The organism is Myxococcus xanthus (assembly GCF_006402735.1).
Classification (GTDB): Bacteria; Myxococcota; Myxococcia; order Myxococcales; family Myxococcaceae; genus Myxococcus; species Myxococcus xanthus_A.
In genome coordinates this window covers 6,999,245-7,013,325 of sequence record NZ_CP017174.1, presented here as the reverse complement: position 1 = coordinate 7,013,325, position 14,081 = coordinate 6,999,245, and the positions used below count along the sequence as shown (strand labels likewise).

Below are 14,081 nucleotides of genomic sequence, written 5' to 3'. Positions count from 1 at the left end.
TCACCGGGCGCCGAAAACGCGGACCGCGAGCCCTACGTTCGCGGTCCACTCACTGCGCCGGTCCAGCCCCGCGTCCCGGTGGACATAGGCCCCGCTCACCTGGAGCACCACGGGCTGGTCCGCCACCGCGAGCACGACGCGCTCCATGCCCACGTCCGTCCTGGCGCGGAAGTACAGCCCTCGCTCGATTCCGATGCTCCAACCCGCGAGCCCCGATGCGCGCAGGGCCCACAGCCCGTCCCGTGACTCCACGCCCGCGTCGAACATCAGCTCGGTGAAGGGCGCCACCGTGTGCGAGACGCCCTCCCGGGAGCGCCGCACTGCGTGCCCGGCGACGGGCCCCACGCCGAACCACACCCGCTCCGTCTCCGAGCGCACCGGGTCCAACAGCAGGCCCAGCCGTCCCGTTTCCAAGGTCCAACCGGGGCCCTCCCAGACGCGGCGCTCCAGGTGCCCCAGTCGCAGCGCCACCGTCACGTCGAAGGGGAAGGGAATGCGCGCCGGCCGCGCCGTGGGCACCAGGATGAATCCTTCCTCCAGGTGCCGGCGCAGTGTCCCGTCATACGCGGTGAAGGTGAGCCCACGCTGCTCCCCATCCCACGCCTCCAGCCCGAGCAGCCGGTGGTTGTTGAACCAGGGCGAGCCCTTGCTCCGGCTGCTGCGTCCGCTTCGGATGTGCACGCCCGTGCGCACCGCCTGCGCCATCGCCGAGCGGCTGAGCCGCATGCGCGTGCCCACCACGAAGCCGTCGCCCGGGTCGAAGCAGATGGGGTAGGGCTCACCGCGTTCGTCCAGGGCCACGCAGGCTTCGTCATCGGGCACGCCCCGCGGCACGTCCGCGGCGGTGGCCAGCAGCAGCGCCAGTCCGAGCATCAGCATGGTGGCCTACTCCTTCACGGACGTGGCCATGGGCGCGGAGCGACGCGCGGGAGCCCAGAGGGAGAAGCGCAGGCCCGCGGACGCGGACCATTCCCACTGCTCGGGGACGCCCGCGATGTCGCCACGCTTCATGCCGCGGCCATCCACGAGCAGGCTTAACGGCTGGTCGTTGATGGCCAGGATGATGACCTCGTAGCCGGCCTGGAGCCGCAGCCGCTCCGGCCTCAGCGGGCGGCCCGCGACGGCCGGGGCCAGCAACACCTTCTCCGCCTCCACCCCCAGCCGCAGGTGGTGGAAGCCGTCCCGGTCCAGCGTCAGGTCTGCTTCGAGCGCCGCGCCGGGGACGAAGGTGTTGAAGCCATTCTCATAGTCCCGCTCGAAGGATGGACCAGCGCGCACGCGCACGTAGGACACCAGGTCCTTCGAATGCCACAGGTCCACCGTGGCGTGGAGCGTGCCCCAGGTGAGGAAGCGCCCCACTTCGCCGCCGCGTTCGAGCTCCTCCACGCGGAGCGTCTCCATCCACAAGCCCAGGTTGAGGTGGAGGTCATGCCGCCGCGGCTTGCCGAAGAAGGTCGTCACGCGGAAGAGCGGGTCGTCACGCTCGACGCTGAAGTCGTAGCGCCCCACCGTCAGGTCGAGCGAGGGCACACCCAGGTGCAGTTCCGTCTCCAGGAATCGGAGCCGGTGCAGCCGCTTCCCCTGGCTGGATGGTGCCTCCACCGCGATGCCGAAGTCAGCGCGCATGCGGCCCTGCACCTGGCCGTCCTGCCACAGTGGAGCCCAAGCGCCGCCGAGCCAGACGCGCCGGTTCAGGTCGAAGTTGAACTGCATCACCCGCCCGCGCTCGTCCCGGTACCAGCCGGGTGGGGCCGCCGCGCGGGCCGGCTCCATTCGATAACCCTTCACCCGCTCCGCCATCTCCTCGTCGAACGCGATGGAGCAGGTCGTCACCCGCGCTTGCTGCCGGTCCGTCTCCACGCCCTCGTCGTCCAACTCCCGCAGCGGGGACACCCGGCACACCTGGGCGGTGTCGTCACACTGGGCTCGCCACTCGCCGGATGGAACATCCTTCGTTGGTGGCAGCCGCAAGCACACCGTGGGGGCGTGCCAGGTCTGGGAAGGAAGCGGGGTGGTGGGCGGCTGAAGGACGGGGGCCTCGTTCCCTGGCTGTGCGAGCAAGAAGGCGCAAGCCAGGGACACTGCGGGGGCGAGCATGATGTCTCCTCGGCGGTCACTTCCCGTCGGCCTCGGGAAGCACCGCCGGGCCCGGGCGTTTCAAGCGCCGTGCCTCTGCCAAGGAGCCGTGCTTTCGCGGGGTTGGCGGCCCCGCCGTGTACATTCTCCTGCACAGCGACGCGCAGTCAGGCTCACGGCAGAGGCCGGCGGCGGTGGTCGACCGGAGGGGGCCGCGGGGATATAACGCCGCGTCCTGCCGAGGGTGGGCCGCCCACCGCCCGGAACGACTCAAGGAGCTTCAGTCCGTGGAGAGCGAAGTCGAACAGCAGCGGGAGCAGACCTTCACCGAGGCCATCCTCGGCAAGGACTTCTTCCAGGCGAAGTGGGCGAAGCGGTGGCTGGAGCTGTCCTTCAGTCTGCGCGTCGTGACGGCCACGGCGGGCTTCGCGGCCCTGCTCTTCATTCCCTACCTGGGCGCGGTGGGGCTCTGGGACCCCTGGGAGACGCACTACGGCGAAGTCGCGCGGATGATGGTTGTCCGCCAGGACTACGTGTATCCCTTCTGGGAAGGCTCGTGGTTCTTCTCCAAGCCGCCGCTCACGATGTGGATGCAGGCGCTGGGGATGAACGTGGTGGGTGCGGCGAATCCGGGTGGGATGCTGGGCCTCTACACGGAGTGGGGCATGCGGATGCCCTTCGCGCTCCTGAGCATCACCGCGGTGGCGCTGTTGTCACTGGCGGTGGCGCGCGTGGTGTCCCGGCGCGCGGGGTTGGCCACCGGCTTCGTGCTGGCCACCATGCCGCTGTACTTCCTGCTCACGCGGCAGACGGTGACGGACACGCCCTTCGTCACCACCTTCATCTGCGCCATGGCGTGCGCGCTCATCGGTCAGCTGGATGCGACGACGAAGCACCGCGCCGCCTGGTGGTACGGCTTCTATTTCTTCGCCGGCCTGTCCGCGCTGGCCAAGGGCCTGTTGGGCGTGGGGCTGCCCGCCGTCATCCTGGTGCTGTACGCGGCCCTGTCCGTCATCCCTTGGGACAGCGACAGCCTGGACGCGCACCTGAAGTGGCTCACGCAGGCCCGTTTCCGCAAGGACGTGCGCGAGGGCCGTCAGCCCATGCCCGTGCTGTGGGGGCAGATGTTCAAGATGCACCTGGGCACGGGCATCCTGGTGTTCTTCGCGGTGGCGGGCCCCTGGTACCTGACGCTGTCCCTCTTCGGCTCCGTGGACGATGAGGGCAAGCTCTTCTGGTACCGCTTCTTCGTCCACGACCACCTCAACCGCCTCACGGCGGGCGTGCACACCACCACGCCGGGCGGCACGTTCATCTACTTCATCGAGCAGGGTGGCTTCGCCATCTTCCCCTGGGTAGCGCTGCTGCCTGGCGCCTTCTCGGTGGTGGCGCGGCTGAAGCTGCGCTCGGAGAAGGCGGCGGACCACCTGGCCATCATCGCGGTGCTGTGGGTGGCCTTCTCCTTCTGGTTGCTGTCGTCCAGCGCCACCAAGTTCCACCACTACGTCTTCCCGGTGCTGCCGGGCGTGGCCGTCCTCCTGGCGCTCTTCATCGACCGGCTGTGGGAGGAGGGCATCTCCGCGCACGCGGTGAGCCTCATCTTCGGGCTCATGCTCTTCGTCCTGGTGGGGAAGAACATCGCGGAGAACCCGAAGATCTTCACCGACCTGTTCGTCTACAACTACGACCGAGCCTATCCGCAGGACCTGGTGACGAAGCCCATCGCGTTCTTCACCTCGCGTCCGCTGTGGACGGGAGATTTGGTGACGCTGGTGCTGCTGGCCTTCGGCGTCTACCTGTCCTTCGACGCCTTCTCCGCGAAGGGGCGGGCCCGGACGACGCCGAGCGCACGCGCCGTGGCGCTGATGCTGCTCCTGGGCGGCGTGGCGACGCTGGGCGCGGTGAGCGCCCAGGCCCAGGTGTCCGCCAAGGCGCTGGTGGGCGTGGCGGTGCTGGCGGTGGCTGGCTACCTGGCGTGGGAGTCCATGCGGCCGGGCGCGGAAGGCCGCGCGTCGCTCCAGACACTGGCCGGCGTGCTGGCGGTGGTGGGCATCGCGTTCGCGGTGCGGGGCTTCCGCCAGCCGGCGGCGGAGGACTCGCTGCTCAAGGCGCTGTCGGAGCCCGTCAACATCAAGAAGACGCTGGGCTTCACCTTCGCGGTGGCGGGCGGCATGGCGGTGGTGGCGTCGCTGATGCGGGCGCGGGCGATGCTGTTCGGCACCTTCTGGGTGCTCGCGGCGGGCATGGCCCTCTGGTTCAACTGGAGCCACTGGGTGGACCTGTCCCACCAATGGACGCAGCGCGACCTCTTCTGGCGCTACTACGCGCAGCGTCAGGCGGGCGAGCCCATCGTCGCGTACATGATGAACTGGCGCGGCGAGACGCTCTACTCGCAGAACACGGTGGAGCAGTACCGCGTGTCGGACGCGAACGCGCGCATGCGCGCCCTGGCGCAGCGGCCGGGGCGTGAGTGGGCACTGGTGGAGCACAACCGGCTCAACCTGCTGCGCACCGCGGTGGGCTCGGACAAGGTCGTGACGCCGGTGGACCGCGACATCAACAACAAGTTCCTCCTGGTGACCATCGATTGAGCGGCATCCACGTCCAGGACCTGGGCAAGCGCTTCGGAGACCGGGTGGCCGTGGAGGCGTTGTCCTTCCACGTGCGGCCCGGCGAGGTATTCGGCCTGCTGGGGCCCAACGGCGCGGGGAAGACGACCACGGTGCGCATGCTCACGGGGCTGCTTCAGCCCACCGAGGGCGAGGCCACCGTGTGGGGCCACCGGGTGGACCGCGACGGCGAGCCGCTGCGCAAGGTGGTGGGCCTGCTCACCGAGCAGCCCGGCCTCTACGACAGGCTCACCGCGCGGGAGAACCTGCGCTTCTTCATGAAGCTGCATGAGTTGGATGAAGCCGCGGCCTGGCCTCGGGCCCGGCACTACCTGGAGCGCTTCGGGTTGGGTGGGCGCGAGGAGGAGCCGGTGGGCGGCTTCTCCAAGGGGATGCGGCAGAAGCTGGCCATCGTCCGGACGCTGGTGCACGACCCGAAGGTCATCTTCCTGGACGAGCCCACCAGCGGCCTGGATCCGGAGTCCGCGCGCACCGTGCGCGACGCCGTGGCGGAGCTGGCGTCGGAGGGGCGCACCATCGTCCTGTGCTCGCACAACCTGGCGGAGGTGGAGCGCCTGTGTGAGCGCGTGGCGGTGGTGAAGCGCCGCCTGCTGGCCATGGGCCCGGTCCGCGAGCTGCGGCACGCGGGGCAGGCGCTGGAGGTGCGCGTGGAAGGGGAGGCGGAGCGCTTTCGCGGCGCGCTGGCCCTGCTCCCCTTCGCGCCCAACGTGCTGGCCGAAGGGCCGAAGCTGCGCGTGATGCTGGCGGACGATGCGCAGGCGCCCGACGTGGTGGCGTGCCTGGTGGGAGCGGGCGCGCGCGTGCACAGCGCGGTGCCCACGCAGCGTCCCCTGGAAGAGGTCTATTTGGAGCTGCTGCGCGAGGGGAGGGGGTAGCCCATGGCATTCCGTCCGAAGCGGGCCCTGGCGGTGTTCTGGAAGGACTTCCTGGACCTGCGAAAGAACGTGGGCCTGCTGGTGTCCATGATGGTGCTCCCGGCCGTCATGGTGCTGGTGCCCATTGGCGTGGTGTGGACGTACGTGCGCACGCCGGACCACGCGGACCTGCGCAGCGTGGCGCTCTTCTACGACCCCACGCTGCCGCTGGGCGCCAGCGCCGCGCGCTTCCTCATCGACAAGACGCTCACCGACTGGTTCGGCATGTTCCTGGTGATGCCGGTGTTCGTGCCCATCCTCATCGCGTCCCAGAGCGTGGCGGGGGAGAAGGAGCGGCGCACGCTGGAGCCGCTCCTGGCCTCGCCCGTGACGGCGGCGGAGCTGGTGACGGGCAAGAGCCTGGCGGCGCTGGTGCCCTCCGTGGCGATTACGTGGACGGCCTTCGTCCTGTTCTGTGTGGGCGTGGACATCGTCGCGTGGCCGCTGGTGAAGATGCCGCTGATGCCCAACGCGCTGTGGACCTTCGGCGTGTTCGTCATCGCGCCACTGTTCGCCTTCTTCGGCAACGGGGTGGCGGTGCTCATCTCCGCCCGGGTAAGCGAGGCGCGCATGGCCCAGCAGCTGTCCGCGCTGGTGGTGCTGCCCATCGTGGGCATGGTGGGTGGACAGGTGGCGGGCGTGCTCAAGGCGGGCTTCGGCTACTACCTGCTCCAGGGCGCGGTGGTGCTGGTGCTGGACGCCCTCCTGCTGTGGGCCAGTATCCGCTTGTTGGACCGCGAGCGGCTGGTGAGCCGTTGGGGCTAGCGCGGACGCCGGCCGTCGCTTTCCAGGGCATCCAGCCTGCCGAGCGGCTAGGCTTTCGCCAGTGAAACTGGCATGTTGCGAGCAGGTGCCGGTACGCGAGCGCGCGCGCTTTCGTCCGGGATGCCATGCTCTTAAAAGGGTTGGGGTGGCGGCGCGGGTTGACCGGCTGCCAACGCGGCCACGGAGGCGCTGACGGCAATGGGTATCTTCGACAGCATCAAGGGTGAGACGAAGCGCAACTTCATCGCCCGGGCGGACTCGGCGAAGGGCGACATCATCTACAAGTATCCGGAGAACAACGTCCGGATGCTGACCCAGCTCACCGTCGATGCGGACGAGGTCGCCCTCTTCGTGAAGGACGGCAAGGTGGAGGGCAAGCTGGGGCCTGGCCGTCACTCGCTGGACACGAACAACATCCCGTTCCTGTCCCGCCTCATCGAAGGCTTCACGGGCGGCAACCTCTTCATCTCCGAAATCTTCTTCGTCTCCACCCGGGAGTTCGCCGGCGTGAAGTTCGGCGGCCCCATCGGTGACGTGCGCGACCCGGAGACGGGCCTGGGCATCGGCACCATGGTGTACGGCGACTTCTCCATCCGCGTGACGGACCCGGAGCGCCTGGTGGTGGGCCTGGTGGGCATGGGCCGCACCGGCAACGAGGAACTGCTCGGCTGGTTCAAGAACCAGGTGCTGAAGGTGACGCGCGACCGCATCGCGGAGCTGCTCGTCAAGAAGCGCTGGCCGCTGCTCGACGTGACGAGCGGCGCGTACACCGAGGAGATCGAGACCGAGGTCATCTCCGGGCTCAAGCCCCACGTGGACGGCTACGGCCTCACCGTGGTGCGGATGGGCAACTTCCACGTCTCCATCAAGGAGGAGGACGAGGCGACGCTGAAGAAGCTGGGCAAGGACGTGGCGTACTCGCGTCTGGCCGGTGGCTTCCAGCAGTACGCGCAGGGCCAGGCGATGCTCGGCGCGGCCGAGGGCATGGCCAAGGGCGGTGACGGCGGCGGCGGCGCGGGCAACGCGCTGGGTGGCATGGGCATGGGCATGGGCTTCGGCATGGCCCAGCAGTTCATGAACCAGCAGCGGCCCCCGGAGCCCGCGCCCGCGGCGCCCCCGGCGGATACGCGCAGCCCCGCGCAGCGCCTGAAGGAAATCAAGGAGCTGAAGGACGCGGGCGTCCTCAGTGACGAGGAGTACAATGCGAAGCGCGCGGAGCTGATGAAGCTCCTGTAGTTCCCTTCGTGTACCCCTGCGGTACCCAGAGCCTCCGTCCGACACCGGGCGGGGGCTCTCGTGCTTTCCCTGACATGCACTGGGGTTGGATGGACCTCAAACGTTCCCTGCGCTACATAGGGGGCGCCGCGGTCGTCATTCGGTGTGCGTTTCAGGGCGCCCCACCTGGGGACTCAGATGGCGTGCGCCGTGCACGGGCGCGTGTGGGACGTGTCGCAGGAGGTTCGTAATCCTGCGGGCCGGACGTCCCCGTGCCAGCCATGCGCTGGCCGCTCGTTCCCAGGGAGACAGGCGTTGATGCCCCTTCGTTTCAAGTCCCGCTCGGCGTTGTTGTGGCTCACCCTTTCACTGTCCGCCTGCCGTGAGGATGTTCCGCCGGCTCCGGTCGTTCCGCCCATTGACGACCCGCGGGAAGAGCAGTCCGTTCCGTACGTGTCCATCGATGGCATGGACAACGCGTCCGGTTTCCTGCGGGGGACCATCCAGGGGCAGGGCGACATCAGGGCCGTGGAAGTCCACGTGGACGGCGTGCTGCTCGGCTGGGCCGAGGTGCATGGTGACCAGTGGAGCATCCAATGGCAGCCAGGCGCGAGAATGCACTCCATCGAGGTGGTGGCGCATGACGGCTCCGGCACTCCGGCCCGCGCGTCGCTGGCGCTCCAGCCATTGGACTTCGACACGCAGCACGCGCTCTACCAGCCCCCGTCCCTGCTGACGCTGCCCACGAGCGAGTCCGCGACGACGCGCTACACGCTGGATGGCTCGACGCCGACGGCCGACTCGCCCATCTACACCTCGCCGTTGGTCCTGATGCGTTCACAGGGCGAGCCCGCGCCTCTGTCCCTCATCCCCACGAATCCGCCGGAGACGCCGGAGGAGTGGCGGTGGCTGCCGCCTCGCGGGCCGGTGGGTCGCGCCGCCGTGGTGCGGTTCCAGCAATTCCAGGACGCCACGCCCGTGGGAGCCTCCGGCACGCGGAGTTATCTCATCGACAAGTCACATGGTTCGTTGCCGGTGATGTCCCTGACGGTGGACGCGGAGCACTTCTTTGGCTTCGAGCACGGCATCTACGTCCCCGGGCGCATTCACGCGGAGGACCCCTTGCCGGATTGGATGTGGGGCAACGGCAACTATCACCAGAGTGGCAAGGACTGGGAGCGCCCCCTCCACGTGGAGTGGTTCGAAGTGGAAGGCCAGCCGGTGATTTCGCAGGGGGCGGGCGTGCGCATCCACGGCTCGGGCAGCGCGGCGCTGCCGCACAAGAGCCTGCGCCTGTACGCGAAGGAGGACTACGGGCCGAAGACGTTCCGCGCGGCGGTGTTCCCCGACCAGGCGCTGGACGAGTACACGCGGCTCATCGTCCGCACGTCGGGCCAGGACCTGCTGTACTCCAAGATTCGCGACTGTGCGCTCCAGGGACTGCTGCGGGAGACGGCGCTGAACGTGCAGGCCTGCCGCCCCACCGTCTTGTACCTCAACGGTGAGTACTGGGGCCTGCACGAGCTGCGCGAGCGGTATGACGAGTACTACCTCGCGTCGCGCCACGGCATCGACCGCAAGAAGGTGGCCATCCTGGAGTTGGACGGGGTGCTCGACACGGGCGCGGAAGGCGACGAGTCGCACTACCTGGCGCTGCTGGACTTCGTCCGGAACAACGACCTCTCGCTGCCGGAGAACCTGGCCCACGTGGAGTCGATGATGGATGTGGACGACTTCATCGACTATCAAATCGCGGAGATCTTCTTCGCGAACACAGACTGGCCCCACAACAACGTCAAGTTCTGGCGCTACGTCCAGCCGGAGTCCGGCGGAGCCACGGCGAAGGACGGCCGCTGGCGCTGGCTGCTCTACGACCTGGACAACGCCTTCCTCGGTGACCCGGGCTACGACTCGCTGGCCCGGGTGATGACGGACGAGGCACTCCCGGAGTGGTCCGTGCTGCTCATCCGCCAGCTGATGACGAACGCGGACTTCAAGAGCCGCTTCGTGTCGCGCTTCCAGTGGCACCTGGACAACACCTTCCGCGAGGAGCGCGTGACGGCGCAGCTGGAGTCGCTGGCCGACCTGGTCGCCGCGGAGATTCCCGCGCACATCGAGCGTTGGGGCTATCCGGTGTCCGTGGAGTCGTGGCGCTACTACGTGGACGCGATGCGTGACTTCGCCACGCAGCGGCCCACGCACGTGCGCCAGCACCTGGAAGCGAGCTTCGGTCCTTTCTAGGGCGCGGGCGGGGTGGGGGGTGCGCTGAAGTCCTCCAGCCCCGGCGCGGGCGGGGGCTGGGTGAAGTCCTCCAGCCCCGGCGCGGCGGGGAGGATGGCGTCCTCCACGCCTTCGAGGTTGAGCTTCATGGGCACCTGGAGCGTGGTGCCCAGCCGCAGCAGCAGCACGTCCGGCTCGATGCCCTTCTCACCAATGGCCTGGGCCACCTCGCGCGCGGACATTGCGTTGCCCTTGGCCCACAGCGTCTTGAGGAACTCGCCCGCCTGCGACGTGCGCCACCACGCGGGGCCGAAGCGCGCCTTGAGCTGCGCCTGCAGCTGACCCGCCAGGAACCATGCGCGGAAGCTGTCCGCGGATTGGAAGAAGTCCTCCTGGTCCACGAGGTAGCGCTCGGTGTCCACGTCCGTCATCGGGATGTCGTCGGTGCGCGACATGACTTCGCGGTACAGCGCCTTCGGATCGGCCTCCACGCGGCGGTGCAGCTCCAACTGGTAGAGCAGCCGGCCCGCGGCATGGCGGATGAGGTACAGCTTGTGCGCGCTGGACGCGGCCAGGTACTGCGCGCGCTGCTCGCCGCTGACGCCCGCGTGCTCCTCCAGCCACACCGGGTCCTCGGCCAGGTCCTCGAAGAGGGCGGAGTAGGCTTCGCCCACGGTGGGGTTTCCCAGGCGCGCCAGCTCGAAGCGCGTCTCCGTGGTGAAGGCCGCGTGCAGGGCGTGGCCGAACTCGTGGAGCACGCGCGCCTGGTGCAGCACGCCCGTGCCCGGCTTGAAGGAGATGCGCACGTCGGAGGGGACGCGCACCGCCAGCGCCAGGGGACGTGAGCTCTTGCCCTTTACGTCCCGCGCGTCGATGGTGACGTGGGTCAACTCCCCCAGGTCCAGGCCCATGCCCGCCAGCGTGCCATGGGCCTTGAGCAGGGATTCTCCCTTGGGGAAGGCGTCCTCCACCTCTCGCGAGCGGAACAGCCGGGGGATGTCCGCGCGGGTGATGTCCTTGAAGGGCATGCCCAACTCGCGCTGGCTTAGCCGCTCCATCACCACGCGGTAGGGGGCCTGCGTGGCCTGGAGGATTTCCTCCGCCAGCACGCTCAGCCGTCCCAGGTCCGACTGCCGCAGCTCGCTGCCGAAGGCCTCGTAGGAGGCGAAGCCCAGCTCCCGCACCAGTTCGTCCGCGCGCTCCTCGCGGCGGCGCAGCGTCTGGTTGAGGCGTTCAATCGCGGGCGTGGCCGCGGTGTACAGGGCCCGGCGTCGCGCCACCGTGCGTTCGTTGGCGAGCAGCCGCTCCAAGTCCCGGTAGCGCACGTCCTTCCCGTCCACGGGGAAGGTGAGGGACGCTTCCAGATTGGCGGCCGCGTCGTTGAACTCGGCCAGCGCGTGGGACAGGTACTCGCCGGCGAAGTGCGAGTGCAGCGCGGTGAGGGCGCGCACCTCGCGGGCGTCGTCCGTGAGCTGGCGCAGCCGGTCGATTCTGCGGATGTTCTCGATGGTGAAGAGCGCCTCCTGGCCGGCGTAGGTGGCGGCGACGTCCACGTGGCGGCCCTCCGTCCAGAAGTCCCACACCAGGCGGCTCTGGGCTTCGAGGAGGGTTTCAGCCTTCGAGGACATGGCGCTGACATCCGCCTCGAGCTGCTGCTTTTCAGAAAGGACCTGCCGGCCATCGGCGGGCGGGCCCTTGGGGCAGGCGGTGAGGCAGCAGGCGAAGGCCAGCAGCAGGGGAATCCTTGGGTGCATGTGGCTCCTCATGTTACTTGCGCGCTGCCCATGCCCAATCTTTCTCAATGGCGGGCCGCCCGGGGACGCCAGTCCCTCTACTCCGCCCTGCGACGTTTCTTCGCCGCCCACGGCTACCTGGAAGTGGAGACGCCGCTGCTCATCCCCACCCCGGGGATGGAGCCGCACATCAACGCGTTCGAGGCCGGCTTCATCCCGGAGACCGATGTGGGCTCCGCGCGGACGCTCTACCTGCACACCAGCCCCGAGTACGCCATGAAGCGGCTGCTCGCGGACGGGGCCGGGCCGTTGTTCCAGCTGTGCAAGGTGTTCCGGAATGGGGAGGTCTCCCCGACCCACAATCCGGAATTCACGATGCTGGAGTTCTACCGGCCCCACGCGGACTACCACGCCATCATGGATGACCTGGAAGGGGCGCTGGCGGAGGCCGGCCGCGGCGCGACGGAAGGGGAGCCTGGGGCGGACCCGGCCTTCTTCACACGCACCCCCTACGAGCGGCTGACGGTGCGTGACGCGGTGCTGCGCGCCACCGGCGTGGACATCCGCCAGCATTCGGACGGCCCGTCATTGAAGCGGGCAGCGGAGGCGGCCGGGGTGCGCACCGGGAACGCGGAGACGTTCGACGACGTCTTCTTCCACCTCTTCCTCCAGAAGGTGGAGACCGGCTTGGGCCACGAGCGGCCCACCTTCCTCATCGAGTACCCGGCGTCCATGGCGGCGCTGTCCCGGCTGAAGCCTGGCGACGCGACGGTGGCGGAGCGGGTGGAGTTGTACGCCAAGGGGTTGGAGCTGGCGAACGGGTTTTCCGAGCTGACGGACCCCGTGGAACAGCGTGCACGATTGACAGAAGAACAGGAGCTCAGGCGCCAACTGGGCCGGGCCGTGTATCCTCTGGACGAGCGGTTCCTTGACGCGGTAGGGCGAATGCCACCCTCGGCGGGCATCGCCGTCGGGCTCGATAGAATCCTGATGCTGCTGCTCGGGGTCCAGCGCATCTCGGACGTGCTCCTTTTCCCCGCCCACGAGTTCGTTTGATTCGCAAGCTCCTGCAGACGGTCTTTGCTGGAACGGCGGCGGTGGGCATCACCGGTGTGCTGTCTCCCGTGGTGTCGGCGCTGTCGCTGCGAGACGCCAAGGACGCGGACGGCGTGCTGGTGCTGTGGGCGCGCTCGCTGCTGGCGTCCGCGGGGGTGCGGCACGAGGCGGTGGGCGTCGAGAACGTCCCGACCGACACCCACGTCGTCTTCGTGAGCAACCACCAGTCGCACTACGACGCGCTGGTGAACTTCGCCCACATCCGCAAGCACACGCGTTACGTCGCGAAGGCGGAGCTGTTCCGCATCCCCGTCTTCGGGCCCGCTCTCCGGCGCGCGGGCAACATCCCGGTGGAGCGCACCGGTGGTGGGGGAGACAGGGCCCGCCTGTCGGAAGCCGTCACGGCGCTGCGGGAACGGGTGAGCGTGCTCTTCTTCGCGGAAGGCACGCGCAGCACGGATGGGCGGCTGCGGCCGTTCAAGAAGGGAGCCGCGACGCTGGCCATCCAGGCGGGCGTTCCGGTGGTGCCCCTGGCTGTGTCAGGGACGCGCCTCATTCTTCCCAAGGGGGGCCGGGCCGTGCGGTGGGGACAGCGCGTGGCGCTGGTGGTGGGAAAGCCCATCCCCACCCAGGGACTGACGATGAAGGACCGCGACGCGCTCACGCGCCAACTGGAGGACGCGGTCGCAGAACTCTATGCCGAGGCCTGCAAGCGCTCGGGAGACACGCCATGAAGAAGCCAATCCAGACCACATCCCAGGCGCACCCGTGGCACGGCATCACCCCGGGTGAGGACGCCCCCGAAATCGTCACCGCGTACATCGAAATCGTCCCCACCGATGCGGTGAAGTACGAACTGGACAAGGAATCCGGCATCCTCAAGCTGGACCGTCCGCAGCGCTTCAGCAGCCAGTGCCCCACGCTCTACGGCTTCATTCCGCAGACGTACTGCGACGAGCTGGTGGCGAAGCGCTGCGCCGAGCGCACGGGCCTGAAGGACATCAAGGGCGACGGCGACCCCATCGACATCTGCGTGCTGACGGAGAAGGTCATCTCCAGCGGCAACCTGCTGGTGCGCGCGATTCCCATTGGCGGCTTCCGGATGGTCGACGGCGACGAGGCCGACGACAAGATCATCGCGGTGCTGGAGTCCGACCTGGTGTACGGCGAGCTGCAGCACCTCGCGCAGCTTCCGCGCGCGCTGCTCGACCGCCTCAAGCACTACTTCCTCACCTACAAGCAGATTCCCGGTGAGGGGAAGCGCAGCGTGGAGATCGCCGAGGTCTACGACCAGCCGGAGGCGCTCGAGGTCATCAAGCGCAGCATGAAGGACTACGAGCGCATCTACGGCCCGCAGGTCACCACGACGGCGCGCTCCGGCCGCGCGCGTGGCGCGGCGGTGGAGGCGAAGAACGCCAAGCCCGCGAAGGCCAAGACGAAGGCGGCGCGCAAGTCGCGCGCGTCCTGAGCCG

The 14,081-nt window shown here is 68.8% G+C and carries 11 protein-coding genes; 8 read left to right on the top strand and 3 right to left on the bottom strand.

What is annotated here, in order from left to right:
• The gene (locus tag BHS09_RS28710) at positions 1 to 879 is read right to left on the bottom strand and encodes a hypothetical protein (protein WP_140794624.1); all 879 of its coding nucleotides are present in this window, start codon (positions 877 to 879) and stop codon (positions 1 to 3) included.
• Between the two features lie 6 nt (positions 880 to 885).
• Complete coding sequence (locus tag BHS09_RS28705; RefSeq protein WP_140794623.1) at positions 886 to 2,097, bottom strand: hypothetical protein; 1,212 nt, start codon at positions 2,095 to 2,097, stop codon at positions 886 to 888.
• A gap of 266 nt (positions 2,098 to 2,363) precedes the next feature.
• Here BHS09_RS28705 and BHS09_RS28700 point away from each other — a divergent pair, with 266 nt between their 5' ends.
• The 5 genes from BHS09_RS28700 (at position 2,364) to BHS09_RS28680 (ending at position 9,841) form a co-directional block, all read left to right on the top strand.
• Positions 2,364 to 4,667, top strand: a complete 2,304-nt coding sequence (locus tag BHS09_RS28700) for an ArnT family glycosyltransferase (protein WP_140794622.1) — start codon at positions 2,364 to 2,366, stop codon at positions 4,665 to 4,667.
• The gene (locus tag BHS09_RS28695; RefSeq protein WP_140794621.1) at positions 4,664 to 5,581 is read left to right on the top strand and encodes an ABC transporter ATP-binding protein; all 918 of its coding nucleotides are present in this window, start codon (positions 4,664 to 4,666) and stop codon (positions 5,579 to 5,581) included. The genes BHS09_RS28700 and BHS09_RS28695 overlap by 4 nt, the downstream gene beginning before the upstream one ends.
• Before the next feature lie 3 nt (positions 5,582 to 5,584).
• Positions 5,585 to 6,385 (top strand): ABC transporter permease subunit, encoded by an 801-nt coding sequence (locus tag BHS09_RS28690; protein ID WP_011555537.1) that lies wholly within the window; start codon positions 5,585 to 5,587, stop codon positions 6,383 to 6,385.
• 198 nt (positions 6,386 to 6,583) lie between these two features.
• A complete protein-coding gene (locus tag BHS09_RS28685; protein ID WP_140794620.1) occupies positions 6,584 to 7,621 on the top strand; it encodes an SPFH domain-containing protein in 1,038 nt (345 codons plus the stop codon).
• A gap of 297 nt (positions 7,622 to 7,918) precedes the next feature.
• On the top strand, positions 7,919 to 9,841 hold the full coding sequence (locus BHS09_RS28680) for a CotH kinase family protein (RefSeq protein WP_237077535.1): 1,923 nt from the start codon (positions 7,919 to 7,921) through the stop codon (positions 9,839 to 9,841).
• Here the strand turns inward: BHS09_RS28680 and BHS09_RS28675 are convergent.
• Entirely contained in the window at positions 9,838 to 11,574 is a 1,737-nt protein-coding gene (locus BHS09_RS28675) for a gluzincin family metallopeptidase (RefSeq protein ID WP_174260096.1), read from the bottom strand. The two genes, BHS09_RS28680 and BHS09_RS28675, sit on opposite strands and share 4 nt — an antisense overlap.
• 30 nt (positions 11,575 to 11,604) lie before the next feature.
• Here BHS09_RS28675 and epmA point away from each other — a divergent pair, with 30 nt between their 5' ends.
• From epmA to BHS09_RS28660, 3 genes are read left to right on the top strand one after another with little or no spacing between them, the layout of a single operon-like run.
• On the top strand, positions 11,605 to 12,609 hold the full coding sequence (gene epmA, locus BHS09_RS28670; RefSeq protein ID WP_140799632.1) for an EF-P lysine aminoacylase EpmA: 1,005 nt from the start codon (positions 11,605 to 11,607) through the stop codon (positions 12,607 to 12,609).
• Positions 12,606 to 13,343, top strand: a complete 738-nt coding sequence (locus BHS09_RS28665) for a lysophospholipid acyltransferase family protein (protein WP_140794616.1) — start codon at positions 12,606 to 12,608, stop codon at positions 13,341 to 13,343. Before epmA ends, BHS09_RS28665 begins: the two co-directional genes overlap by 4 nt.
• The gene (locus BHS09_RS28660; protein ID WP_140799631.1) at positions 13,340 to 14,077 is read left to right on the top strand and encodes an inorganic pyrophosphatase; all 738 of its coding nucleotides are present in this window, start codon (positions 13,340 to 13,342) and stop codon (positions 14,075 to 14,077) included. The genes BHS09_RS28665 and BHS09_RS28660 overlap by 4 nt, the downstream gene beginning before the upstream one ends.
• Positions 14,078 to 14,081: the final 4 nt, after the last annotated feature.

Coding starts and splice junctions, on each gene's coding strand:
- BHS09_RS28710 (WP_140794624.1), bottom strand. CDS start 879: ATGCTGATGCTCGGACTGGCGCTGCTGCTGGCCACCGCCGCGGACGTG.
- BHS09_RS28705 (WP_140794623.1), bottom strand. CDS start 2,097: ATGCTCGCCCCCGCAGTGTCCCTGGCTTGCGCCTTCTTGCTCGCACAG.
- BHS09_RS28690 (WP_011555537.1), top strand. CDS start 5,585: ATGGCATTCCGTCCGAAGCGGGCCCTGGCGGTGTTCTGGAAGGACTTC.
- BHS09_RS28685 (WP_140794620.1), top strand. CDS start 6,584: ATGGGTATCTTCGACAGCATCAAGGGTGAGACGAAGCGCAACTTCATC.
- BHS09_RS28680 (WP_237077535.1), top strand. CDS start 7,919: ATGCCCCTTCGTTTCAAGTCCCGCTCGGCGTTGTTGTGGCTCACCCTT.
- BHS09_RS28675 (WP_174260096.1), bottom strand. CDS start 11,574: ATGCACCCAAGGATTCCCCTGCTGCTGGCCTTCGCCTGCTGCCTCACC.
- epmA (WP_140799632.1), top strand. CDS start 11,605: ATGCCCAATCTTTCTCAATGGCGGGCCGCCCGGGGACGCCAGTCCCTC.
- BHS09_RS28660 (WP_140799631.1), top strand. CDS start 13,340: ATGAAGAAGCCAATCCAGACCACATCCCAGGCGCACCCGTGGCACGGC.